The sequence below is a fragment of the Streptomyces sp. V4I2 genome (genome assembly GCF_030817655.1).
Classification (GTDB): domain Bacteria; phylum Actinomycetota; class Actinomycetes; order Streptomycetales; family Streptomycetaceae; genus Streptomyces; species Streptomyces plumbiresistens.
In genome coordinates this window covers 6,307,649-6,331,192 of the sequence record NZ_JAUSZM010000003.1, presented here as the reverse complement: position 1 = coordinate 6,331,192, position 23,544 = coordinate 6,307,649, and the positions used below count along the sequence as shown (strand labels likewise).

Below are 23,544 nucleotides of genomic sequence, written 5' to 3'. Positions count from 1 at the left end.
CACAGGCGGCCCCGGCTCCCACGAGGGAACCGGGGCCGCAGCAGGCACGAGCAGCGCAGATCAGCGCGATCAGCGCACGAAGACTCCCGCCTGGTTGGCCAGGTCCAGGAAGTACTGCGGCGCCACACCGAGCACCAGCGTGACCGCCACGCCGACGCCGATCGCGGTCGTCGTCAGCAGCGACGGCACGGCCACGGTCGGTCCCTCGGGCCGCGGCTCGCTGAAGAACATCAGCACGATGACGCGGATGTAGAAGAACGCCGCGATCGCGGACGAGATCACACCGACCACGACCAGCGGGGCCGCGCCGCCCTCCGCCGCCGCCTTGAACACGGCGAACTTCCCGGCGAACCCCGAGGTCAGCGGGATGCCCGCGAAGGCCAGCAGGAACACCGCGAACACGGCCGCCACCAGCGGTGACCGCCGGCCGAGTCCGGCCCACTTGGACAGGTGCGTCGCCTCTCCGCCCGCGTCCCGCACCAGGGTGACCACCGCGAAAGCGCCGATCGTCACGAACGAGTACGCGGCCAGGTAGAAGAGGACGGACGAGATACCGTCGGGCGTGGTCGCGATGACACCCGCGAGGATGAATCCCGCGTGCGCAATTGACGAGTACGCCAGCAGCCGCTTGATGTCGGTCTGTGTGATCGCGACGATCGCACCGCCGAGCATGGTGACGACCGCGACGCCCCACATGACCGGCCGCCAGTCCCAGCGCAGGCCGGGCAGGATGACGTACAGCACCCGGAGCAGCGCGCCGAAGGCGGCCACCTTGGTCGCCGCGGCCATGAACCCGGTCACCGGCGTGGGCGCGCCCTGGTAGACGTCCGGCGTCCACATGTGGAACGGCACGGCGCCGACCTTGAACAGCAGGCCCATCACCAGCATGGCGGCGCCGATGAGCAGCAGTGCGTCGTTGCCCATGGTGTCCGCGAGCGCCGGGTTGACGGTCTGGACCTGGCCGTCGACGACCTGCGCGATCGTCGCGTACGACATCGAGCCCGCGTAGCCGTACAGCAGGGCGATGCCGAACAGCGTGAACGCGGAGGCGAACGCGCCGAGCAGGAAGTACTTGACCGCGGCTTCCTGCGACAGGAGCCGCTTGCGGCGGGCCAGCGCGCACAACAGGTACAGCGGGAGGGAGAAGACTTCCAGGGCCACGAAGAGCGTCAGCAGATCGTTGGCCGAGGGGAAGATCAGCATGCCGGCGACGGCGAACAGCAGCAGCGGGAACACCTCGGTGGTGGTGAACCCGGCCTTCACCGCGGCCTGTTCGCTGTCACTGCCCGGCACTGAGGCGGCCTGCGCGGCGAAGGAGTCGACGCGGTTGCCGTGCGCCTCCGGGTCGAGCCGCCGCTCGGCGAAGGTGAACAGGGCGACCAGGGCCACCAGCAGGATCGTGCCCTGCAGGAAGAGGGCCGGCCCGTCGACCGCGATCGCGCCCATCGCCGCGATGCGCGCCTTGGTCGTGCCGTATCCGTCGGCGGCGAGCGCGACGACCGCGGCGAAGGCGGCGACCAGCGCGACGACGGACACGAACATCTGGGCGTAGTAGCGGGACTTGCGCGGGACGAACGCCTCGACCAGCACCCCGACGATCGCCGCGCCGACGACGATCAAGGTGGGCGACAGTTGTCCGTATTCGAACGTCGGCGTATCGATCTTCGCGATCGGTTCCGCCGCGGTTGTCCACAGGCTGTGGACGGCTACTGCGCTCACTTGGCCGCCTCCACCTCGGGCTGGGGGTCCTTCTTGTCCACGTCGGACATGGTCTGCTTGACCGCCGGATTCACGATGTCGGTGACGGGCTTCGGATAGACACCCAGGAAGATCAGCAGTACGACCAGCGGGGCGACCACCACGAGCTCCCGCACCCTGAGGTCGGGCATCGCCGCGACCTCGGGTTTCACCGGGCCCGTCATCGTCCTCTGATAGAGGACGAGGGTGTAGAGCGCGGCGAGCACGATGCCGAAGGTGGCGATGATCCCGATCACCGGGTAGCGCGCGAACGTGCCGACCAGGACGAGGAACTCACTCACGAACGGCGCGAGGCCGGGCAGCGACAGGGTCGCCAGACTACCGATCAGGAAGGTGCCGGCGAGGACCGGAGCGACTTTCTGCACTCCGCCGTAGTCGGCGATGAGCCGCGAGCCGCGCCGCGAGATCAGGAAGCCGGCCACCAGCATCAACGCGGCCGTCGAGATGCCGTGGTTGACCATGTAGAGGGTCGCGCCCGACTGGCCCTGGCTGGTCATCGCGAAGATGCCCATGATGATGAAGCCGAAGTGCGAGATCGACGCGTACGCCACCAGTCGCTTGATGTCCCGCTGGCCGACGGCGAGCAGCGCCCCGTAGATGATGCTGATCAGCGCCAGGACGAGGATGACGGGCGTCGCCCACTTCGACGCCTCCGGGAACAGCTGGAGGCAGAAGCGGAGCATCGCGAAGGTGCCCACCTTGTCGACGACCGCGGTGATGAGGACGGCGACCGGGGCGGTGGCCTCCCCCATCGCGTTGGGCAGCCAGGTGTGCAGCGGCCACAGGGGCGCCTTCACCGCGAAGGCGAAGAAGAACCCGAGGAACAGCCAGCGCTGGGTGCTGGTCGCCATGTCCGGCAAGCCGTGCTGGGCGATCGTCTGAAGCGAAAAGTGTCCGGCCACCACGTAGAAGCCGATCACCGCGGCCAGCATGATCAGTCCGCCGACCAGGTTGTAGAGGAGGAACTTCACCGCGGCGTACGACCGTTGCGTCGACGCCGCCTCCTCGCCGTGCTGGTGGGCACGGTCCCCGAAGCCGCCGATGAGGAAGTACATCGGGATCAGCATGGCTTCGAAGAAGATGTAGAAGAGGAAGACGTCGGTGGCCTCGAAGGAGATGATCACCATCGCCTCGACGGCCAGGATCAGGGCGAAGAAGCCCTGGGTGGGCCGCCAGCGGGTGTTGCCCGTCTCCAGCGGGTCGGCGTCGTGCCAGCCCGCGAGGATGATGAACGGGATCAACAGGGCGGTCAGCGCGATGAGCGCCACCCCGATGCCGTCCACGCCCAGCTCATAGCGCACCCCGAAGTCCGCGATCCACGAGTGGGATTCCGTGAGCTGGTAGAAGTTGCCGTCCTTGGCGACGTAATCCGGGTCGAAGCGGACCAGGACGACGATCGCGAGGACGAGCGTGGCGAGTGAGACGAGCAGCGCCAGCCACTTGGCGGCGGTGCGCCGCGCCGCCGGCACAGCGGCCGTGGCGATCGCCCCGAGGGCCGGGAGCGCCGCCGTCACTGTCAGCAGAGGAAAGGACATCGGTAATCAGACCGCCCTCATCAGCAGGGTCGCGGCGACGAGGACCGCCGCACCGCCGAACATCGAGACCGCGTACGACCGTGCGAAGCCGTTCTGCAGCTTGCGCATCCGCCCGGAGAGGCCACCCATCGAGGCCGCCGTGCCGTTGACGACACCGTCGACCAGGGTGTGGTCGACGTACACCAGGGAGCGCGTGAGGTGCTCGCCGCCGCGGACCAGGACCACGTGGTTGAAGTCGTCCTGGAGCAGGTCGCGCCGGGCGGCCCGGGTGAGCAGCGACCCGCGCGGGGCGAGCACCGGGACCGGGCGGCGGCCGTACTGGGCCCAGGCGATCGCCACGCCGACGACCAGCACCACCATCGTGGCGAGGGTGACCGTCAGCGCGCTGACCGGCGGGTGTCCGTGGTCGTGGCCGGTGACGGGTTCCAGCCAGTGCAGGAAGCGGTCGCCGATGCTGAAGAAGCCACCCGCGAACACCGATCCGAAGGCCAGCGCGATCATCGGGATCGTCATGGACCTGGGCGACTCGTGCGGGTGCGGTTCCGCGTGCTCGCCGCGGTGCTCGGCGGCGGGCTCCACACTCGGCTCGGCCGGAGAGGCCGTCTTGGTGTGACGCCAGCGTTCTTCTCCGAAGAACGTCATCAGCATCACGCGCGTCATGTAGTACGCCGTGATGGCCGCGCCCAGCAGAGCGCAACCGCCGAGGATCCAGCCCTCGGTGCCGCCCTTGGCGAAGGCCGCCTCGATGATCTTGTCCTTGGAGAAGAAGCCGGACAGGCCGGGGAAGCCGATGATGGCGAGGTAGCCGAGTCCGAAGGTGACGAAGGTGACCGGCATGTACTTCCTGAGGCCGCCGTACTTGCGCATGTCGACCTCGTCGTTCATGCCGTGCATGACCGAACCGGCGCCGAGGAACAGTCCGGCCTTGAAGAAGCCGTGCGTCACCAGGTGCATGATCGCGAAGACGTAGCCGATGGGGCCGAGGCCCGCGGCCAGGACCATGTAGCCGATCTGCGACATGGTCGAGCCTGCCAGCGCCTTCTTGATGTCATCCTTCGCGCAACCGACAATCGCACCGAACAGGAGCGTGACGGCGCCGACGATGGTGACGACGAGTTGCGCGTCGGGCGCCGCGTTGAAGACGGCCCCAGAGCGGACGATCAGGTACACGCCCGCGGTCACCATCGTCGCGGCGTGGATGAGGGCCGAGACCGGGGTCGGGCCCTCCATCGCGTCCCCGAGCCAGGACTGCAGCGGCACCTGGGCGGACTTGCCGCAGGCGGCGAGCAGCAGCATCAGGGCGATGCCGGTGAGCGTGGCCTCCGAGGTGTCACCGACGAGCCCGGGCTCCTCGTGGGTGCCGAGCACCGGGCCGAAGGCGAAGGTCCCGAAGGTCGTGAACATCAGCATGATGGCGATCGACAGGCCCACGTCGCCGACGCGGTTGACCAGGAAGGCCTTCTTCGCGGCGGTGGCGGCGCTGGGCTTGTGCTGCCAGAAGCCGATCAGCAGGTAGGAGGCGAGACCGACGCCCTCCCAGCCGACGTACAGCAGCAGGTAGTTGTCGGCCAGGACGAGCAGCAGCATCGCCGCGAGGAACAGGTTCAGATAGCCGAAGAAGCGGCGGCGCCGCTCGTCGTGCTCCATGTACCCGACGGAGTACAGGTGGATCAGCGAGCCGACGCCGGTGATCAGCAGGACGAACGTCATCGACAGCTGGTCGAGCTGGAAGGCGACGTCCGCCTGGAAGCCCTCGACCGGCACCCAGCTGAACAGGTGCTGGGTCAGTGTCCGGTGTTCGGCGTCCTTGCCGAGCAGGTCGACGAAGAGGATCGCACCGAACACGAAGGACGCGGCGGCCAGGGCCGTGCCGATCCAGTGGCCGACGGCGTCCAGTCTCCGGCCGCCGCACAGCAGGACCGCCGCTCCGAGCAGGGGCGCCGCGACGAGCAGCGCAATCAGGTTCTCAGCATTAGTCACGGTTCAGCGACCCCTTACAGCTTCATCAGGCTGGCGTCGTCGACCGAGGCCGAGTGGCGGGAACGGAACAGCGACACGATGATCGCGAGCCCGACCACGACCTCCGCGGCGGCGACGACCATCGTGAAGAAGGCGATGATCTGGCCGTCGAGGTTGCCGTGCATCCGGGAGAAGGCGACGAACGCGAGGTTGCAGGCGTTGAGCATCAGCTCGACGCACATGAACACGACGATCGCGTTGCGCCTGATCAGCACCCCGGTGGCGCCGATCGTGAACAACAGGGCGGCGAGATAGAGGTAGTTGACGGGGTTCACTTCGACGCCTCCTCGGACCGCTTGAGGTTGGCCTGCTCGATCCCGGTGCGCTCCAGGCGCTCCTCGGCGCGCTGCTCCAGGGCCCGCAGGTCGTTGAGCGCCTCCTGCGACACGTCACGGATCTGGCCGCGCTCCCGCAGCGTCTTGCTGACGGTGAGGTCGGACGGGGTGCCGTCGGGCAGCAGGCCCGCGATGTCCACGGCGTTGTGCCGGGCGTACACACCGGGCGCCGGCAGCGGCGGCAGGTGCTTGCCCTCGCGGACGCGCTCCTCGGACAGCTCGCGCTGGGTCTTGGCCCGCTCGGTGCGCTCGCGGTGTGTGAGCACCATGGCGCCGACGGCGGCCGTGATCAGCAGGGCGCCGGTGATCTCGAAGGCGAAGACGTACTTCGTGAAGATGAGGGCCGCCAGGCCCTCCACATTGCCGCTCGCGTTCGCCTGGGCGAGGCCGTTGAACTCCGTCAGGGAGGCGTTGCCGATGCCCGCGAACAGCAGGATGCCGAAGCCGAGCCCGCAGGTCAGGGCCAGCCAGCGCTGGCCCTTGATGGTCTCCTTCAGGGAGTCCGCCGCGGTGACGCCGACGAGCATCACCACGAACAGGAACAGCATCATGATCGCGCCGGTGTAGACGACGATCTGGACGACGCCGAGGAAGTAGGCGCCGTTGGCGAGGTAGAACACGGCCAGGATGATCATGGTTCCGGCGAGACAGAGCGCGCTGTGCACGGCCCGCTTCATGAAGACGGTGCACAGGGCGCCGATCACGGCAACGGTGCCGAGGACCCAGAACTGGAAGGCCTCTCCGGTGGAGGTGGAGTAGGCGGCGAGTTGCGCGCTCATCGGCCGATCACCTTCTCCGACGTCGGCTCGTCCTCGCCGAAGGTCGACGCGGCCTCCTGCGGAACCTCGCCCTTGGAGAGCGCGACCTGCTGCACCGTGCCGGGCGCTGCCTCGGTCACCAGGCCCCGGTAGTAGTCCTGTTCGTCCGTCCCCGGGAAGATGGAGTGCGGGCTGTCGACCATGCCCTCTTCGAGGCCGGCGAGCAGCTGCTCCTTGGTGTAGATGAGGTTGGCGCGGCTGGAGTCGGCCAGCTCGAACTCGTTGGTCATCGTGAGCGCGCGCGTGGGGCACGCCTCGATGCACAGGCCGCACAGGATGCAGCGGGCGTAGTTGATCTGGTAGACGCGGCCGTACCGCTCGCCCGGCGAGTAGCGCTCCTCGTCGGTGTTGTCGGCGCCCTCCACATAGATGGCGTCGGCGGGGCAGGCCCAGGCGCACAGCTCGCAGCCGACGCACTTCTCCAGGCCGTCCGGATGGCGGTTGAGCTGGTGCCGTCCGTGGAACCGGGGGGCAGTGGTCTTCTGCTGCTCCGGGTACTGCTCGGTCAGCCGCTTCTTGAACATGGCCTTGAAGGTCACGCCGAAGCCGGCCACAGGGTTCTGGAAGCCAGGCTTCGTCTGCCCGGCCTCCTTGGGCTCCTCAGCCATCGGACGCCTCCTTTCCATCCGAAGATCCGTCACTCGCAGTATCCGGTCCACCACTGACAATCAACTCGCGCTCGCGGCGCGGACTGCGCCGCGGCACCGGCGGAAGCTCCTGCCCCGGCAGCGGAGGCACGGGGAACCCGCCCGCCATCGGGTCGAAGCCGACCGGTTCCTCGAGGGGCCGCTCGGCCACCCTCGCCTTCTCGCGGAACATGTCGACGACGAAGGAGAGCAGCAGCAGGACGAGGACGCCGCCGCCGATGTAGAGGGCGATGTCGGCGAAGTCGTAGTTCTCGTTCCTGAGGGTCCTCACGGTGGCCACGAGCATCAGCCACACCAGGGAGACCGGGATGAGGACCTTCCAGCCGAGCTTCATCAGCTGGTCGTAGCGGACACGCGGGAGGGTGCCGCGCAGCCAGATGAAGAAGAACAGCAGCAGCTGCACCTTGACGACGAACCAGAGCATCGGCCACCAGCCGTGGTTCGCGCCCTCCCAGAAGGTGCTGACCGGCCATGGAGCCCGCCAGCCACCCAGGAAGAGCGTCACGGACACGGCCGAGACCGTCACCATGTTCACGTACTCGGCGAGCATGAACATCGCGAACTTGATCGACGAGTACTCGGTGTTGAAGCCGCCCACCAGGTCGCCCTCGGACTCCGGCATGTCGAAGGGGGCGCGGTTGGTCTCGCCCACCATCGTCACGATGTAGATCACGAAGGAGACCGGCAGCAGGACGATGTACCAGCGGTCGTGCTGCTGCTCGACGATCGTCGAGGTCGACATCGATCCCGAGTAGAGGAACACCGAGGCGAACGCGGCGCCCATGGCGATCTCGTACGAGATCATCTGCGCGCAGGAGCGCAGACCGCCGAGGAGCGGGTAGGTGGATCCGGAACTCCAGCCCGCGAGGACGATGCCGTAGATGCCGACCGAGGCGACCGCGAGGATGTAGAGCATCGCGATCGGCAGGTCGGTGAGCTGCATCGCGGTGCGGTGGCCGAAGATCGAGATCTCGTTGCCGGCCGGCCCGAAGGGGATCACCGCGATCGCCATGAAGGCCGGGATGGCCGCGACGATCGGCGCGAGGATGTACACCACCTTGTCCGCGCGCTTGACGACGACGTCTTCCTTGAGCATCAGCTTCATGCCGTCGGCGAGCGACTGGAGCATGCCCCAGGGGCCGTGCCGGTTGGGGCCGATGCGCAGCTGCATCCAGGCGACGACCTTGCGCTCCCACACGATGGAGAACAGCACGGTCAGCATCAGGAAGGCGAAGCAGAACACCGCCTTGACGACGACCAGCCACCAGGGATCGGTGCCGAACATCGAGAGGTCTTCAGCGGCGAGGTACGGGCTCATGCCTCCACCTCCTTGAGGGCTTCGGCGGCGAGCGTCGCCGGACCGATGCGGACGAGTGCGCCGGGCAGCGCCCCGGTGTCGGAGGCGACGCCGCCACCCAGGGAGTTCAGCGGGAGCCAGACCACGCGGTCGGGCATCTCGGTGATCCTGAGGGGAAGTTCGACCGTTCCGGTGCTCGCGGTCACGGCGAGCAGGTCGCCGTCCTTCACACCGGCTTCGGCGGCCGTTGCGGGCGACACGCGCGCGTGGGCCGCGTGCCGCGTCCCGGCGAGCGCCTCGTCGCCCTCCTGGAGGACGCCCTGGTCGAGCAGCAGCCGGTGCCCGGCCAGTACGGCCTCACCGGCGGCCGGCCGCGGCAACTGCGCCGCGGTCTCCAGGGGTTCGGTGGCCCGGGGACCGTCCCAGGCCCCGAGCCGGTCCAGCTCCGCACGCGCGGTCCGCAGATCCGGCAGACCCAGGTGTACGTCCATGGCGTCGGCCAGCATCTGCAGCACGCGCGCGTCGGTGGGTGCGAGGCGCCGGGTCATGTGGTCGGGCTTGAGCGCGGCCTCGAAGAAGCGCACCCTGCCCTCCCAGTTGAGGAAGGTGCCGGCCTTCTCGGCGACCGCGGCCACCGGCAGGACGACGTCCGCGAGTTCGGTGACCTCGCTCGGCCGCAGTTCCAGCGACACCAGGAAGCCGGCCTCGCGCAGCGCTTCACGCGCGCGTGCGGGGTCGGGCAGGTCGGCGACCTCGACGCCCGCGACCAGCAGCGCCTGGAGCTCACCGCCGGCGGCGGCCTCGACGATCTGGCCGGTGTCGCGCCCGTAGCGGTGCGGGAGTTCGGCCAGGCCCCAGGCCACGGCGACCTCGTCCCGCGCGCGCGGGTCGGTGGCCGGACGCCCGCCCGGCAGCAGCGTGGGCAGCGCGCCCGCCTCCACGGCACCGCGCTCCCCGGCCCGGCGCGGGATCCACACCAGCTGGGCGCCGGTCGCGGAGGCGGCCCGTACGGCGGCGGTCAGGCCGCCCGCCACGGCGGCCAGCCGCTCGCCCACCAGGATCACCGCGCCCTTGGTACGCAGCGCCTCGGAGGCCTTCGCGCCGTCGTCCTCCAGACCGACCCCGCTCGCGAGCGCGTCCAGCCACTCGGTCTCGGTGCCGGGAGCTGCGGGCAGCAGCGTGCCGCCGGCCTTCTCCAGGCCACGTGTGGCGTGCGTGGCGAGGGAGAACACCTTCTGCCCGTGCTTGCGCCAGGCCTTGCGCAGCCGGAGGAAGACGCCGGGCGCCTCCTCCTCGGCCTCGAACCCGACCAGCAGAACGGCGGGTGCCTTCTCCAGAGCGGTGTACGTGACGCCCGTACCGTCGAGGTCCCGGCCGCGTCCGGCGACCCGGGCGGCCAGGAAGTCGGCCTCCTCCGGGCTGTGCACGCGCGCGCGGAAGTCGATGTCGTTGGTGTCGAGCGCCACGCGCGCGAACTTGCTGTACGCGTAGGCGTCCTCGATGGTGAGCCGGCCGCCGGTCAGGACACCGGTCCGGCCCCGGGAAGCGAGCAGACCCTGAGCGGCGATCTGCAACGCCTCCGGCCAGGACGCCGGCACGAGGTCGCCCTCGGCGTTGCGCACCAGCGGGTGCTGGAGCCGGTCCCGCTGCTGGGCGTACCGGAACGCGAAGCGCCCCTTGTCGCAGATCCACTCCTCGTTGACCTCGGGGTCCTCGGCCGCGAGCCGCCGCATGACCTTGCCGCGCCGGTGGTCGGTGCGCGTGGCGCAACCGCCGGAGCAGTGCTCGCACACGGACGGCGAGGAGACCAGGTCGAAGGGGCGGGAGCGGAATCGGTACGCCGCCGAGGTCAGCGCGCCGACCGGGCAGATCTGGATGGTGTTGCCGGAGAAGTACGACTCGAAGGGGTCGCCCTCACCGGTGCCGACCTGCTGGAGCGCGCCCCGCTCGATCAGCTCGATCATCGGGTCGCCCGCGACCTGGTTGGAGAACCGGGTGCAGCGGGCGCACAGCACGCACCGCTCACGGTCGAGCAGCACCTGCGTGGAGATCGGCACGGGCTTCTCGTAGGTCCGCTTCTTTCCCTCGAAGCGGGACTCGGCCTGACCGTGCGACATGGCCTGGTTCTGCAGCGGGCACTCGCCGCCCTTGTCGCAGACCGGGCAGTCCAGCGGGTGGTTGATGAGGAGCAGCTCCATGACACCGTGCTGTGCCTTCTCGGCGACCGGCGAGGTGAGGTGGGTCTTCACCACCATCCCGTCCGTGCAGGTGATGGTGCACGACGCCATGGGCTTGCGCTGGCCCTCGACCTCGACGATGCACTGGCGGCAGGCGCCGGCCGGGTCGAGGAGCGGGTGGTCGCAGAACCGGGGGATCTCGATGCCGAGTTGCTCGGCGGCCCGGATGACCAGGGTGCCCTTGGGCACGCTGATCTCCACGCCGTCGATCGTCAGCGACACGAGATCTTCCGGCGGGACCGCCGCCTCTCCCCCGCCCGAGGGAGCGTTGGTGGTCACGGTCATGCGTTCACCTCCGTGCGGTGGTCGGCCCAGGCCGTCGACTTGGCCGGGTCGAAGGGGCAGCCACGGCCCGTGATGTGCTGCTCGTACTCCTCGCGGAAGTACTTGAGCGAGGAGAAGATCGGCGAGGCGGCGCCGTCGCCGAGGGCGCAGAAGGACTTGCCGTTGATGTTGTCGGCGATGTCGTTCAGCTTGTCGAGGTCGGACATGACGCCCTTGCCGGCCTCGATGTCGCGCAGCAACTGCACGAGCCAGTACGTCCCTTCACGGCACGGTGTGCACTTGCCGCAGGACTCGTGGGCGTAGAACTCGGTCCAGCGGGTCACGGCACGCACGACGCAGGTCGTCTCGTCGAAGCACTGCAGAGCTTTTGTGCCGAGCATGGAACCCGCGGCGCCCACTCCTTCGTAGTCAAGAGGGACGTCGAGGTGCTCCTCGGTGAACATCGGCGTCGAGGAGCCGCCGGGCGTCCAGAACTTCAGCCGGTGTCCGGGCCTCATCCCGCCGCTCATCTCGAGGAGTTGGCGAAGGGTGATGCCGAGCGGGGCCTCGTACTGGCCGGGGCTGGCGACGTGGCCGCTGAGCGAGTAGAGCGTGAAGCCCGGGGACTTCTCGCTGCCCATCGACCTGAACCATTCCTTTCCTTTTTGCAGGATGGCGGGAACCGACGCGATCGACTCGACGTTATTCACAACAGTCGGGCACGCATAGAGGCCCGCGACAGCAGGGAAAGGGGGACGGAGCCGCGGTTGACCCCGGCGGCCTTCGAGCGAGTCGAGCAGTGCGGTCTCCTCACCGCAGATGTACGCGCCCGCGCCCGCGTGCACCGTGAGCTGGAGGTCGAGTCCGCTGCCCAGGATGTTCTCGCCCAGGTAGCCCGCCGCGTAGGCCTCACGCACGGCCTCGTGCAACCGCCGCAACACAGGGACGACTTCACCGCGCAGATAGATGAAGGCATGCGAAGACCTGATGGCATAACACGCGATGACAATGCCCTCGATGAGGCTATGCGGGTTCGCGAAGAGGAGCGGAATGTCCTTGCACGTTCCGGGCTCCGACTCGTCGGCGTTGACAACTAGATAGTGCGGCTTTCCATCCCCTTGGGGAATGAACTGCCATTTCATTCCCGTGGGGAATCCCGCACCGCCGCGACCACGCAGACCGGAGTCCTTGACGTACGCGATCAGGTCGTCCGGCGACATGGCGAGCGCCTTGCGGAGTCCCTCGTACCCTTCGTGCCTTCGGTAGACGTCCAGCGTCCAGGACCTGTCCTCGTCCCAGAAGGCCGACAGCACGGGTGCGAGCAGCTTCTCGGGGCTGGTGTCTTTGATCTCGGGTGCCAAGGTCATCACTCCCCCTCCTCGGCGGTAGGCCCTGCCGGGTGGGCGGGGTCGGAGGCCGACGTGTCCTGCGGCGCGTCGTGCGAGCTCAGGTGCTCCGCCGGTGACGGATGGTGCACCGCCCTGTCCTGCGGCTCGTCGTGCGGTCCGCCGTCGCGCGGATGGACCACGCGCGCGGGTGCGGCCTCTCCCCTTGCCAGGCGAAGGCCCACCAGCGAAGCGGGTCCCGCTCCGCCGCTCGCCTCGACGGCCCCGGGCCGCTCGTCGGGGAAGCCGGCCAGGATCCGGGCGGTCTCCTTGAAGGTGCACAGCGGCGCCCCGCGCGTGGGCTCGACCGGCCGCCCCTCGATCAGGTCGTCGACGAGGCGCTTGGCGCTCGCCGGGGTCTGGTTGTCGAAGAACTCCCAGTTGACCATCACGACCGGCGCGAAGTCGCAGGCCGCGTTGCACTCGATGTGCTCCAGGGTGACCTTGCCGTCCTCGGTGGTCCCGCCGTTGCCGACGCCCAGGTGCTCCTGGAGGGACTCGAAGATCGCGTCGCCGCCCATCACCGCGCACAGCGTGTTGGTGCAGACGCCGACCTGGTAGTCACCGCTCGGCCGGCGCCGGTACATGGTGTAGAAGGTGGCGACCGCGGTGACCTCGGCCGTGGTCAGGTGGAGCACGTCCGCGCAGAACTGCATCCCGGTGCGCGTGACGTGGCCCTCCTCCGACTGCACGAGATGCAGCAACGGCAGCAGGGCCGAGCGGGAGTCCGGGTAGCGGGCGATGATCTCCCGCGCGTCCGTCTCCAGCCGGGTGCGGACGTCGTCCGGGTATGCGGGCGCGGGCAGCTCGGGCATGCCCAGGCTGACGCCCCGCTCCGAAGAAGAGGTGGTCACCGGTCGACGCCTCCCATCACGGGGTCGATGGACGCGACAGCGACGATGACGTCGGCGACCTGGCCGCCCTCGCACATCGCCGCCATGGCTTGCAGGTTGGTGAAGGACGGGTCTCGGAAGTGGACCCGGTAGGGGCGGGTGCCGCCGTCGGAGACGGCGTGCACCCCGAGCTCGCCCTTGGGCGACTCGACGGCCACGTATGCCTGTCCCGGCGGTACGCGGAAGCCCTCGGTGACCAGCTTGAAGTGGTGGATCAGGGCCTCCATGGAGGTGCCCATGATCTTCTTGATGTGGTCGAGGGAGTTGCCCAGACCGTCCGGGCCCAGGGCGAGCTGGGCGGGCCAGGCGATCTTCTTGTCGGCGACCATGACCGGGCCGGGCTGCAGCCGGTCCAGGCACTGCTCGACGATCCTGAGGGACTGGCGCATCTCCTCCAGCCGGATCAGGAAGCGGCCGTAGGAGTCGCAGGAGTCGGCGGTGGGGATGTCGAAGTCGAACGTCTCATACCCGCAGTACGGCTGTGCCTTGCGCAGGTCGTGCGGCAGGCCGGCGGAGCGAAGGATCGGGCCGGTGGCGCCGAGAGCCATGCAGCCGGTCAGGTCGAGATAGCCGACGTCCTGCATGCGGGCCTTGAAGATGGGGTTCCCGGTGGCGAGCTTGTCGTACTCCGGGAGGTTCTTCTTCATCTTCTTCACGAACTCGCGGATGTGGTCCACCGCGCCGGGCGGCAGGTCCTGCGCGAGTCCGCCGGGGCGGATGTACGCGTGGTTCATCCGCAGGCCCGTGATGAGCTCGTAGATGTCGAGAATCATTTCACGATCACGGAATCCGTAGATCATGATCGTGGTGGCGCCGAGTTCCATGCCGCCGGTGGCGATGCACACCAGGTGCGAGGACAGCCGGTTCAGCTCCATCAGGAGCACCCGGATGAGGGTGGCGCGGTCGGGGATCTGGTCCTCGATGCCGAGGAGCTTCTCGACGGCGAGGCAGTAGGCGGTCTCGTTGAAGAAGGACGTCAGGTAGTCCATGCGCGTCACGAACGTGGTGCCCTGCGTCCACGTGCGGAACTCGGTGTTCTTCTCGATGCCGGTGTGGAGGTAGCCGATGCCGCAGCGGGCCTCGGTGACCGTCTCGCCGTCGATCTCCAGGATGAGGCGCAGCACTCCGTGGGTGGAGGGGTGCTGGGGGCCCATGTTGACGACGATGCGCTCGTCGTCGGCGCGGGCCGCGGACTGGACGACCTCGTCCCAGTCGCCGCCGGTGACCGTGTATACGGTGCCTTCGGTGGTCTCCCTGGGGGAGGCGTGGGAAGTGCTCACGAGTACGACCTCCGCTGGTCCGGAGCCGGGATCTGGGCGCCCTTGTACTCGACGGGGATGCCGCCGAGGGGGTAGTCCTTGCGCTGCGGGTGGCCCTGCCAGTCGTCCGGCATCATGATCCGCGTCAGGGCCGGGTGACCGTCGAAGACGATGCCGAAGAAGTCGTAGGTCTCGCGCTCGTGCCAGTCGTTGGTCGGATACACGGAGACCAGCGACGGGATGTGCCGGTCGCTGTCCGGAGCGCTGACTTCCAGGCGGATCAGCCGGTTGTGGGTGATCGAGCGCAGGTGGTAGACGGCGTGCAGCTCGCGGCCCTTGTCGTGCGGGTAGTGGACTCCGCTCACGCCCGTGCACAGCTCGAAGCGCAGGGCGGGGTCGTCGCGCAGGGTGCGGGCGACGCGCAGCAGGTGCTCGCGTTCGATGTGGAAGGTGAGCTCGTCGCGGTCGACGACCGTCTTCTCGATCGCGTTCTCGGGGAGGAGGCCCTGCTCCTCCAGCGCGCCTTCCAGCTCGTCGGCGACCTCGTCGAACCATCCCCCGTAGGGGCGGCTCGTCGGGCCCGGGAGCCGGACGGAGCGGACCAGGCCGCCGTAGCCGGAGGTGTCGCCGCCGTTGTTGGCGCCGAACATGCCGCGCTGGACACGGATCTCCTCACCGCCCTCGCCGCGCTGGCCGGGGAGGTTGGAGGCGCCGAGGTCCTTTTCGGGATTCACCCCGTTCGACGCCCCGTTGGTGCCGTTCGCGTCGCTCACCGCAGCAGCCCCTTCATCTCGATCGTCGGCAGGGCCTTGAGCGCCGCTTCCTCCGCCTCACGGGCCGCCTCCTCGGCGTTCACGCCGAGCTTGGAGGACTGGATCTTCTGGTGGAGCTTGAGGATGGCGTCCATCAGCATCTCGGGCCGTGGCGGGCAGCCGGGCAGATAGATGTCGACCGGCACGATGTGGTCGACGCCCTGGACGATGGCGTAGTTGTTGAACATGCCGCCCGAGGAGGCGCAGACCCCCATGGAGATCACCCACTTCGGGTTCGGCATCTGGTCGTAGACCTGCCGGAGCACCGGCGCCATCTTCTGGCTGACCCGGCCGGCGACGATCATCAGGTCCGCCTGCCGCGGCGAACCGCGGAAGACCTCCATGCCGAAGCGCGCCAGGTCGTAGCGGCCGGCGCCGGTGGTCATCATCTCGATGGCACAGCAGGCGAGGCCGAAGGTGGCGGGGAAGACGGACGACTTACGCACCCAGCCCGCGGCCTGCTCGACGGTGGTCAGCAGGAAACCGCTCGGCAGCTTTTCTTCGAGTCCCATGACTAAAGGCCCCTCAGTCCCATTCCAGGCCGCCGCGCCGCCATACGTACGCGTACGCGACGAAGACGGTGAGCACGAAGAGCAGCATCTCCACGAGCCCGAAAACACCCAGGGCGTCGAAGGTGACGGCCCAGGGGTAGAGGAAGACGATCTCGATGTCGAAGACGATGAAGAGCATCGCCGTCAGGTAGTACTTGATGGGGAAGCGCCCGCCGCCGGCCGGCGTGGGGGTCGGCTCGATTCCGCACTCGTAGGCCTCGAGCTTGGCCCGGTTGTACCGCTTCGGACCGATCAGCGTGGCCATGACCACGGAGAAGATCGCAAAGCCTGCCCCGAGGGCTCCCAGTACGAGGATGGGCGCATACGCGTTCACCGCTCCTCGCTCCTCTCAGTCGGCACTGACTGCTGGCGATGGCACATCGGACTCACATCCGCCTCACATGTCCCGAGAGCCCCGCTAGTCCCGGCGAAGATCGCGAACATGTGAAGCAGGTCACAAGCCCAACTGCCTCGCATCTTATGCCTGCCGCTCTGTGATCTGCGACACGGGGTATTGCACAAGCTTTGTGATCTCCACCACCTGACGAAGGATCATGAAGTCGGACGAGTGCCGATCTTCGTACGAGAAGCGTCCGGGTGATCACCAGACGTGACAGTTTCGCTCGTCGGCGCAGGTCGAAAGGTGAGTCTCCATATCAAGAGACTTCCCTTGCATGCAAATTGGTGCTGGACGCGACGCCTTGGTAGAGGACCCCGTTCACACATCAGGGGGAGCCACGGTGCACGGTGTGGACGCGTGCACACATTCACGAGCTCGGCTCGACGCGTTCCGCACACCGGACGCACCCGCACTCGTAACCGTTGCGTGACCTCCACCACATCCCCGAGAAGCCCACGAGAAGCGGGGTTGGCCACCTGTCCCCACCAGTGGTAGGCGGCGGGCAATTCGGACGTAACAACGAAAGCCCATGATCACAGCCATGATCACTCGCGTCCGCAATGTCCGTTACGGCGTCAATAAAGAACGACACACCCGGCGTTCGGAACACCGATTGAACAACTGTGGCGCACCACACGTTTCTTGAAGGTATGGAGGAGCCCCTGATACCGGTTGTTCTCATGTCCCACACCGCTCACATACGCAGCCACCGGAAACCCCGCCGCAGCGCGTCGACCATCGCGATGCGGGCCGGAGTTGCCGGTGGCGTCCTCAGTACCCTGGCAGTGGCCGGGGCGTCGGGTTCGGCGAACGCGGCCGAGCCCGTGACGCAGACCCTTGAACTGCCCACCCTGACGGCCGACCTGGCCACGCAGGTCGCCGAGTCCGCCGACGCCACGCAGCAGGCGGCGGCGAACTACCAGCTGCAGGCCGAGCGTGACGCGGCCGCCGCAAAGGCCGCGAAGCAGGCCAAGGCGGACCTCGCGGAGGCGAAGCAGAAGGCCGAGGACAAGAAGAAGGCGGCCCAGGAGGCCGCTCGCAAGGCCGCTGCCGAGCGCGCGTCCCGCACCACCGAGCGGGCCACCCTGTCCGCCTCGGCGAGCGCCAGCACGTCCACGAGCACGTCCACGGCCACCGGTTCGGCCGCCGCGGTGATCGCCTTCGTCAAGGCGCAGGTCGGTGACGCCTACGTCTCCGGCGGCACCGGCCCGAACTCCTGGGACTGCTCCGGCCTCGTGCAGGCCGCCTTCAACCAGATCGGCGTCAGCCTGCCGCGCGTCTCGCAGGACCAGTCGACCGCCGGCACCCAGGTCTCGCTCGACAACCTGCTGCCGGGCGACATCCTGTACTGGGGCAGCGCGGGAAGCGCGTACCACGTGGCGGTCTACGTCGGCGACGGCATGTTCGTCGGCGCGCAGAACCCGTCCACGGGCGTCGCCGAGAAGTCGCTGTCCTACGACCCGCCGACCGGAGCGGTGCGGGTGCTCTGACGCAAGCAACAACAGTACGGATGGGGCCGCAGCCGCTCGGGGGCTGCGGCCCCATCCGGCTCCTCCGAGGCCGGAGCCGGTCGTTGAAGTGGCCGTGCACGACGGGGGTGGGCGTGCGCAGGTAGAACGTCACGCCGGTCATCCAGTCCGTCCGCAGGGCGTCGCACGGGGCGAGTTCCCCGGCGCCCGCCAGGAAGCGGCTGCGGGTGTGGCCGGTCCGGCCGGTCTGGTTCCGGGGCTGCTGTGTGTGGTCTGTTGTCATGAGCAACGGAGGTGGGGAGGGGCTCCGGAAGGCGGAACCCGGCTTCCCCACCGCACACGACAGGAGAAACCGTCATGCCAAGCGTGTTCGTGCAGGGCAGGCCCGTCGACTCGTATCCCCCGCTCGCACCCGACGCCCGGCGCGGGTCTGTACGGCGCATCACCGAGGTGGGTGAGGGAGTCCTGCACAAGCCGTGTCGGGACGTGACCGAGTTCGGTCCCGATCTCGCGGCGCTGATCGACGACATGTTCCTGACGATGTACGTCGCCGAAGGCGCGGGACTCGCCGCGAACCAGGTCGGCGTCGATCTGCGGCTGTTCGTCTACGACTGCCCGGACGACGACGGTGTCCGGCATGTCGGACACATCGTCAACGCGGTGCTGGATCCGCTCCCCCCGGCCGGGCGACGGCTGCTCGACGACAACGAGGGGTGCCTGTCGGTGCCCGGCGCCGTGATGGACGTACCGCGTCCGGACCGGGCCGTCGTGCGCGGGCTCGACAAGGACGGCGAGCCTCTCGTCATCGAGGGCACGGGGTACTTCGCCCGCTGCCTCGCCCACGAGACCGACCATGTGAACGGGCAGGTGTATCTCGACCGGCTCTCCAAGCGGGAGCGGAAGGACGCGCTGCGGCAGGTGGCGGACCGGCGCGAAGAGGTCTTCGCCCGCCGGGCCGCCAACACAGCCGCCCTCAGCGGCTGATCACGCCTTCGGCGCCACCTTGCTCAGGCCGTTGATGATGCGGTCCATTGCGTCGCCGCCCGTCGGGTCGGTGAGGTTGGCGAGCATCTTCAGCGTGAACTTCATCAACAGGGGGTGCGACAGGCCGCGCTGGGTCGCGATCTTCATGACCTTCGGGTTGCCGATGAGCTTCACGAAGGCGCGGCCCAGCGTGTAGTAGCCGCCGTAGGTGTCCTTGAGGACGCGGGGGTAGCGCTGAAGGGCCAGTTCGCGCCCCGAAGGGGTCGAGCGGGCGTGGGCCTGGACGATGACGTCGGCGGCGATCTGGCCGGACTCCATGGCGTACGCGATGCCCTCGCCGTTGAAGGGGTTCACCAGGCCGCCGGCGTCGCCGACCAGCAGCAGGCCCTTGGTGTAGTGGGGCTGGCGGTTGAAGGCCATGGGGAGGGCGGCGCCGCGGATGGGCCCGGTCATGTTGTCGGGGGTGTAGCCCCAGTCCTCCGGCATCGACGCGCACCAGGCCTTCAGGACCTCGCGCCAGTCGAGTTCCTTGAAGGAGTCCGAGGTGTTCAGGACGCCGAGGCCGACGTTCGAGGTGCCGTCGCCCATGCCGAAGATCCAGCCGTAGCCGGGGAGGAGACGGTCCTCGGCGCCCCGCCGGTCCCACAGTTCCAGCCAGGACTCCAGGTAGTCGTCCTCGTGGCGCGGCGAGGTGAAGTACGTACGGACGGCCACGCCCATCGGGCGGTCCTCGCGGCGGTGCAGGCCCATCGCCAGCGAGAGCCGGGTCGAGTTGCCGTCGGCGGCGACGACCAGCGGCGCGTGGAAGGTGACCTCGCGCTTCTCCCCGGTGTCACCGAGCTTGGCGTGGACGCCGGTGATGCGGCCACTGCGGTCGTCGAGGATCGGCGCGCCCACGTTGCAGCGCTCGTACAGCCGCGCTCCCGCCTTCTGTGCCTGCCGGGCCAGTTGCTCGTCGAAGTCGTCGCGCTTGCGGACGAGGCCGTAGTCCGGGAAGGAGGCGAGATCCGGCCAGTCCAGCTGCAACCGCACACCCCCGCCGATGATCCTCAGGCCCTTGTTGCGCAGCCAGCCAGCCTCCTCGGAGATGTCGATGCCCATGGCCACGAGTTGCTTGGTGGCGCGCGGGGTGAGTCCGTCACCGCAGACCTTCTCGCGCGGGAACTCGGTCTTCTCCAGCAGGAGTACGTCGAGTCCGGCCTTGGCGAGGTGGTAGGCGGTGGTGGAGCCGGCTGGCCCCGCGCCGACGACGATCACATCGGCGGTGTTTTCGGAGAGGGGCTCGGTCACGGCGGGATCTCCCCAAGTTCGGAATCTGCGTGCCGACCGGCACTGGACATGGGCAGTCTATTCAGCAGAATTGATCACCCGGCTGAAGGGCTGCCCTGTGAACCGAGCTCTCCGCGGACCGGGGGCCGACGGGCGAGATCGAGATCGGTCGGCGGCTCGGGCGCGAGCAGCGGGGCCGGGGATACTCCACCGCCGCCGCCCGGATGACGCTGGAACGGCTGCGTGCGGCGGGGGTGCCAAAGGTGGTCGCCAGATCGACGCAGGCAACACCCGGTCCGTCGCGGTCACTCGCCGACTGGGCATGCGCCTCGCCGAGGTGTTCCGGACGCCGGCGCCGGAGCGGGAGGGTCACTGCTACCGGCTCGATCCGCAGAAGCCGATGATTACGCACAGTAACTGACTGTCACAGAAAGACACTTGGCGCTTCCGGGCAGCATACACCCGGGGTTACCCTGCCAGTACCGCTGGGGGTGACATCTGTGCGAATAACACCCAAATCGCCCGAGGTGCGGGTGCCGAAGCTGGTCGGTCTGATGGCCGTGGACGCGCGCGAGGCGGCCGAGGCGGGCGGCGTGCTGCTCGCCGCTCCCGACCGGCCCGACTTCCGTCGCACGGTCGTGGAGTACGTCGTACGGCAGTACCCGCCACCCGGCGCCGAGATTCCGCGCGGGGCCGTGGTGACCGTGTGGTTCGAGTTCGGTGAGGGTGAGGGCGGCGGCGGCGCGGGCGTGCACGAGCCGCGCCTGCCACGTCCGGGCGGCGGCGGCATGCAGCGCGAGCTCGACGAACCGGGCGCCCCGTACTACGCCGTGGCCGGGTTCAACTCGCCTTGAAGCCCCGGTGCAGCGCCACGATCCCACCGCTCAGGTTCCGCCAGGCCACCCTCGACCAGCCGGCCTTCTGGAGACGCTCGGCCAGCGCGGGCTGGTCGGGCCAGGCGCGGATGGACTCGGCGAGGTAGACGTACGCGTCGGGGTTGGACGACACCGCGCGCGCGACCGGCGGCAGGGCGCGCATCAGGTACTCGGTGTAGACCGTGCGGAAGGGCGCCCAGGTCGGGTGCGAGAACTCGCAGATCACGACCCGGCCGCCGGGCTTGGTCACGCGGTGCATCTCGCGCAGGGCCGTGTCGGTGTCCTGCACGTTGCGCAGCCCGAAGGAGATGGTGACGGCGTCGAACGTGTCGTCCTTGAAGGGCAGCTTCGTCGCGTCGCCCGCGGTGAACGGCAGCCAGGTGTGTTTGCGCTTGCCGACCTGGAGCATGCCGAGGGAGAAGTCGCAGGGGACGACGTACGCGCCGGTGCGGGCGAACGGCAGCGAGGACGTGGCCGTACCGGCGGCCAGGTCCAGGACCTTCTGCGCGGGGCGGGCGTCGACCGCCGTGGCGACCTCCTTGCGCCACACCCGGTCCTGGCCGAGCGAGAGCACGTCGTTCGTCAGGTCGTACCGTTCCGCCACGTCGTCGAACATCGAGGCGACTTCGTGCGGCTGCTTGTTCAGGGAAGCGCGGGTCACGGGGCCATTGTTGCAGTACGTCCCCCCGCGTCCGCTCAGGGGAGCAGCCGCGGCTTCCTCCTCGCCGCCACGTCCTCCACCCATCCGCATCCCAGGACGAACCCGGCGATCAGGATCCAGCCGACGCCGAACATGAACCACTGGCTCTCCAGCGGCAGATACGTCTCGAAGGCCGGCACCTGCCAGAACCGGTCGATCAGCGGGACCGTCAGGATCAGCGCGATCTCGTGCCAGAGGTAGATCGTGACCGCGCGCGCGTTGAAGACCGTCACGAGCCTGTCCAGCCGCCGGAAGCGGGTGAGCCCGGCGAAGTCGATCCGGCAGCGGGCCTTGGCCCACATCAGGAGCAGCACGAAACCGGCCGACCAGAAGGCCTGCGCGAGAGGGATCCCGTCGAGGTCGTAGGTGCCGAACTCGGCCTGGTGGCCGACGGCGTACCAGCCGCCGTACCCCATCGCGGCGAGCGACAGCACGACGACCACCGCGGGCCGCGTCCGCCGGAGCACGCCGTCGCGGTGGGCGAAGCCGAGGAGCCAGCAGAAGAGGTACGTCGACAGGTCCCACAGTGCGCTGCCGAGGCGGTTGTCCGGGCCCGACCAGAGGAAGGTCAGGACCAGGATCGGGCAGAGCGACAGCAGGAGCACCGGGACGGGGGCGAGCCGGAAGACCTTCAGCAGGAGCGGGGAGAGCAGGACGAACCACAGATACGTCCGCAGGTACCAGAGGATCTCCCAGGCCTGTACGCCCCACTCGTTGCCCGGCGGGTCGCCGAGCGGGACGATCCAGTAGACGATCTGCCGGCCCGGCATCCAGCCGTGGACCAGCATCGCGACGACCACGAAGAAGCCCCAGAACCAGAACGGCGGCAGGAGTCGGCGCAGCCGGCTCTTCACCACCGTGAGCGGCGGGCGCTCCAGGGACTTGGCCATCAGCGTGCCGGCCAGGCCGAACATGATCCCCATGGAACCCGAGTAGCGCGAGACCATCGAGCCGACCACGAAGAACGTGGCGGGGATGTCGTACTTCTCCAGGATCTCCAGGACCCGGGGCGTGTACGTCGGGTTGGGGCCGTCGTCGAAGGTGAGCGCGATCGTCTTGTCCGGCACGGACAGTGTCGTGGCCTGACCGCCCCGGAAGCTCACGATGGGCCCGCCGTTGGGGATCTTGTCCGGCACCTTGTTGGCACTGGCCCCGTCGCGTACGCGCTGGTCGCCGCCGACCTCGGCACGCAGATAGCCGTCGAGCAGCATGATGCTGGTCAGGGCGAGGAGGAGCAGCAGGGCGAGGATGACCCGTGGCTTCTGCAACGCCGCGGCCTTGCCCGCCGCCCGTTCGATCCGGGAGGGGACGCGCCGGCGGCGGCGGCGTGCGGGCGGGTTCGGGATCGGGATCGGGTTCGGGATCGGGTTCGGGTTCGGGTTCGGGTTCGGGTTCGTGCTCATGACGCCGCCGAGGAGGTGGCAGTGACCGAAGGGCTGACCGAGGGCAGCGCCGACGGGGCACCGCTGGGCCGGACGCCCCGGTCGCCGATGCCGCCCTGCGGCTGGTAGCCGCCGGGGCCCGTGCCGCCCGGCCCGGCACCGCTCCCGCCGCCTCCGCCGAACGGCACCAGCGCGGACGGGTTGACCGAGATGCCGACGCCCATGAAGGCCATGCCCAGGACGACCGCGTACCCGAGGCAGACGACACCGACCAGGAGGCCGATCCGGCGCAGCGCCTTGGAGCGGCGTCCGGAGTTGTCAACGAACACGGGACCCTCGGTCGGGGACCCGTTGCCGCGTTTGCGGCAGCGGCGCGGTTTTCGATGGCAGGCTCGGAATGCATTCCCCGGATATTAGGGAGCCTTTATGTGGCCTAAACTCAGGGTTCCTTGTGAGAGAACCATGAGAAACCCGGAAACCTGTCCTTTCGCTGAGAGATTCCCAGAAAGCCTGCGCAACTTCGAGCGGGACGAAAGGAGTCGAATGCCTGAATTGCTCGCCCGTTGAGCACCGTTTGACCGCTTGTGCCCATGAAGCGCCTGTGCGGTCGTCGTCCGCCCGGAGCCCGGCTCCATGTGAGACATTTCCACTTCGG

General features: G+C 68.7%; 21 protein-coding genes and 1 pseudogene. 4 read left to right on the top strand and 18 right to left on the bottom strand.

All coding sequences use genetic code 11. The annotated features are described in order from the left end of the window. Nucleotides 1-69: 69 nt before the first annotated feature. The 14 genes from nuoN to QFZ76_RS29985 are packed head-to-tail and all read right to left on the bottom strand — an operon-like array spanning nucleotide 70 to nucleotide 16,144. Entirely contained in the window at nucleotides 70-1,719 is a 1,650-nt protein-coding gene (nuoN, locus tag QFZ76_RS30050; protein ID WP_307676635.1) for an NADH-quinone oxidoreductase subunit NuoN, read from the bottom strand. Then, nucleotides 1,716-3,293, bottom strand: coding sequence for an NADH-quinone oxidoreductase subunit M (locus QFZ76_RS30045; protein ID WP_307676634.1), 1,578 nt, complete (start codon nucleotides 3,291-3,293; stop codon nucleotides 1,716-1,718). Before QFZ76_RS30045 ends, nuoN begins: the two co-directional genes overlap by 4 nt. Nucleotides 3,294-3,299: 6 nt before the next feature. Continuing rightward, a complete protein-coding gene (gene nuoL / locus QFZ76_RS30040; protein ID WP_307676633.1) occupies nucleotides 3,300-5,273 on the bottom strand; it encodes an NADH-quinone oxidoreductase subunit L in 1,974 nt (657 codons plus the stop codon). A 14-nt stretch (nucleotides 5,274-5,287) separates the two neighbouring features. Continuing rightward, the gene (nuoK, locus tag QFZ76_RS30035; RefSeq protein WP_004927567.1) at nucleotides 5,288-5,587 is read right to left on the bottom strand and encodes an NADH-quinone oxidoreductase subunit NuoK; all 300 of its coding nucleotides are present in this window, start codon (nucleotides 5,585-5,587) and stop codon (nucleotides 5,288-5,290) included. After that, nucleotides 5,584-6,426 carry an NADH-quinone oxidoreductase subunit J gene (locus QFZ76_RS30030; RefSeq protein ID WP_307676632.1) on the bottom strand — a complete coding sequence of 281 codons (843 nt, stop codon included), beginning with the start codon at nucleotides 6,424-6,426 and terminating at the stop codon, nucleotides 5,584-5,586. Before QFZ76_RS30030 ends, nuoK begins: the two co-directional genes overlap by 4 nt. Further along, entirely contained in the window at nucleotides 6,423-7,073 is a 651-nt protein-coding gene (nuoI, locus tag QFZ76_RS30025) for an NADH-quinone oxidoreductase subunit NuoI (protein ID WP_266435345.1), read from the bottom strand. The genes QFZ76_RS30030 and nuoI overlap by 4 nt, the downstream gene beginning before the upstream one ends. Then, the gene (nuoH, locus tag QFZ76_RS30020) at nucleotides 7,066-8,430 is read right to left on the bottom strand and encodes an NADH-quinone oxidoreductase subunit NuoH (RefSeq protein WP_307676631.1); all 1,365 of its coding nucleotides are present in this window, start codon (nucleotides 8,428-8,430) and stop codon (nucleotides 7,066-7,068) included. The genes nuoI and nuoH overlap by 8 nt, the downstream gene beginning before the upstream one ends. Continuing rightward, entirely contained in the window at nucleotides 8,427-10,931 is a 2,505-nt protein-coding gene (locus tag QFZ76_RS30015; protein ID WP_307676630.1) for an NADH-quinone oxidoreductase subunit G, read from the bottom strand. The genes nuoH and QFZ76_RS30015 overlap by 4 nt, the downstream gene beginning before the upstream one ends. Then, entirely contained in the window at nucleotides 10,928-12,280 is a 1,353-nt protein-coding gene (gene nuoF / locus QFZ76_RS30010) for an NADH-quinone oxidoreductase subunit NuoF (RefSeq protein ID WP_307676629.1), read from the bottom strand. The genes QFZ76_RS30015 and nuoF overlap by 4 nt, the downstream gene beginning before the upstream one ends. After that, entirely contained in the window at nucleotides 12,277-13,149 is an 873-nt protein-coding gene (gene nuoE / locus QFZ76_RS30005; RefSeq protein WP_307676628.1) for an NADH-quinone oxidoreductase subunit NuoE, read from the bottom strand. The genes nuoF and nuoE overlap by 4 nt, the downstream gene beginning before the upstream one ends. Further along, a complete protein-coding gene (locus QFZ76_RS30000; protein WP_307676627.1) occupies nucleotides 13,146-14,468 on the bottom strand; it encodes an NADH-quinone oxidoreductase subunit D in 1,323 nt (440 codons plus the stop codon). The genes nuoE and QFZ76_RS30000 overlap by 4 nt, the downstream gene beginning before the upstream one ends. Beyond that, the gene (locus tag QFZ76_RS29995) at nucleotides 14,465-15,220 is read right to left on the bottom strand and encodes an NADH-quinone oxidoreductase subunit C (protein WP_307676626.1); all 756 of its coding nucleotides are present in this window, start codon (nucleotides 15,218-15,220) and stop codon (nucleotides 14,465-14,467) included. The genes QFZ76_RS30000 and QFZ76_RS29995 overlap by 4 nt, the downstream gene beginning before the upstream one ends. After that, nucleotides 15,217-15,771, bottom strand: coding sequence for an NADH-quinone oxidoreductase subunit B family protein (locus QFZ76_RS29990; protein WP_018528252.1), 555 nt, complete (start codon nucleotides 15,769-15,771; stop codon nucleotides 15,217-15,219). Before QFZ76_RS29990 ends, QFZ76_RS29995 begins: the two co-directional genes overlap by 4 nt. A 13-nt stretch (nucleotides 15,772-15,784) precedes the next feature. Further along, nucleotides 15,785-16,144, bottom strand: a complete 360-nt coding sequence (locus QFZ76_RS29985; RefSeq protein ID WP_007383963.1) for an NADH-quinone oxidoreductase subunit A — start codon at nucleotides 16,142-16,144, stop codon at nucleotides 15,785-15,787. A 746-nt stretch (nucleotides 16,145-16,890) separates the two neighbouring features. Here QFZ76_RS29985 and QFZ76_RS29980 point away from each other — a divergent pair. Then, nucleotides 16,891-17,700 (top strand): C40 family peptidase, encoded by an 810-nt coding sequence (locus tag QFZ76_RS29980; RefSeq protein ID WP_307676625.1) that lies wholly within the window; start codon nucleotides 16,891-16,893, stop codon nucleotides 17,698-17,700. 336 nt (nucleotides 17,701-18,036) lie between these two features. After that, the gene (def, locus tag QFZ76_RS29975) at nucleotides 18,037-18,663 is read left to right on the top strand and encodes a peptide deformylase (RefSeq protein ID WP_307676624.1); all 627 of its coding nucleotides are present in this window, start codon (nucleotides 18,037-18,039) and stop codon (nucleotides 18,661-18,663) included. Here def and QFZ76_RS29970 read toward each other — a convergent pair whose 3' ends face one another. Then, nucleotides 18,664-19,953: a geranylgeranyl reductase family protein gene (locus tag QFZ76_RS29970; RefSeq protein WP_307676623.1), complete on the bottom strand. Its 1,290-nt coding sequence runs from the start codon at nucleotides 19,951-19,953 to the stop codon at nucleotides 18,664-18,666. A gap of 122 nt (nucleotides 19,954-20,075) precedes the next feature. Between QFZ76_RS29970 and QFZ76_RS29965 the strand changes: the two are divergent. After that, nucleotides 20,076-20,353, top strand: a pseudogene (locus QFZ76_RS29965) (GNAT family N-acetyltransferase); the annotation flags it as partial. Between the two features lie 79 nt (nucleotides 20,354-20,432). Continuing rightward, the gene (locus QFZ76_RS29960; protein ID WP_266435367.1) at nucleotides 20,433-20,786 is read left to right on the top strand and encodes a PASTA domain-containing protein; all 354 of its coding nucleotides are present in this window, start codon (nucleotides 20,433-20,435) and stop codon (nucleotides 20,784-20,786) included. Here the strand turns inward: QFZ76_RS29960 and QFZ76_RS29955 are convergent. The 3 genes from QFZ76_RS29955 to QFZ76_RS29940 all read right to left on the bottom strand — a co-directional run bounded on the left by QFZ76_RS29955 (nucleotide 20,773) and on the right by QFZ76_RS29940 (nucleotide 23,218). After that, nucleotides 20,773-21,468, bottom strand: a complete 696-nt coding sequence (locus tag QFZ76_RS29955; protein WP_307676622.1) for a demethylmenaquinone methyltransferase — start codon at nucleotides 21,466-21,468, stop codon at nucleotides 20,773-20,775. The genes QFZ76_RS29960 and QFZ76_RS29955 overlap by 14 nt on opposite strands. Before the next feature lie 35 nt (nucleotides 21,469-21,503). Next, nucleotides 21,504-22,718 carry an acyltransferase family protein gene (locus QFZ76_RS29950; RefSeq protein WP_373464545.1) on the bottom strand — a complete coding sequence of 405 codons (1,215 nt, stop codon included), beginning with the start codon at nucleotides 22,716-22,718 and terminating at the stop codon, nucleotides 21,504-21,506. Nucleotides 22,719-22,906: 188 nt separating this feature from the next. After that, nucleotides 22,907-23,218: a hypothetical protein gene (locus tag QFZ76_RS29940; RefSeq protein WP_307676621.1), complete on the bottom strand. Its 312-nt coding sequence runs from the start codon at nucleotides 23,216-23,218 to the stop codon at nucleotides 22,907-22,909. Between the last annotated feature and the right edge of the window lie 326 nt (nucleotides 23,219-23,544).

Bases quoted from the DNA above. Each gene is read 5' to 3' on its own strand.
- def (WP_307676624.1), top strand. From the start codon at position 18,037: ATGCCAAGCGTGTTCGTGCAGGGCAGGCCCGTCGACTCGTATCCCCCG.
- QFZ76_RS30030 (WP_307676632.1), bottom strand. From the start codon at position 6,426: ATGAGCGCGCAACTCGCCGCCTACTCCACCTCCACCGGAGAGGCCTTC.
- QFZ76_RS30015 (WP_307676630.1), bottom strand. From the start codon at position 10,931: ATGACCGTGACCACCAACGCTCCCTCGGGCGGGGGAGAGGCGGCGGTC.
- QFZ76_RS29980 (WP_307676625.1), top strand. From the start codon at position 16,891: ATGTCCCACACCGCTCACATACGCAGCCACCGGAAACCCCGCCGCAGC.
- QFZ76_RS30045 (WP_307676634.1), bottom strand. From the start codon at position 3,293: ATGTCCTTTCCTCTGCTGACAGTGACGGCGGCGCTCCCGGCCCTCGGG.
- nuoH (WP_307676631.1), bottom strand. From the start codon at position 8,430: ATGAGCCCGTACCTCGCCGCTGAAGACCTCTCGATGTTCGGCACCGAT.
- QFZ76_RS29990 (WP_018528252.1), bottom strand. From the start codon at position 15,771: ATGGGACTCGAAGAAAAGCTGCCGAGCGGTTTCCTGCTGACCACCGTC.
- nuoI (WP_266435345.1), bottom strand. From the start codon at position 7,073: ATGGCTGAGGAGCCCAAGGAGGCCGGGCAGACGAAGCCTGGCTTCCAG.
- QFZ76_RS29950 (WP_373464545.1), bottom strand. From the start codon at position 22,718: ATGCTGCTCGACGGCTATCTGCGTGCCGAGGTCGGCGGCGACCAGCGC.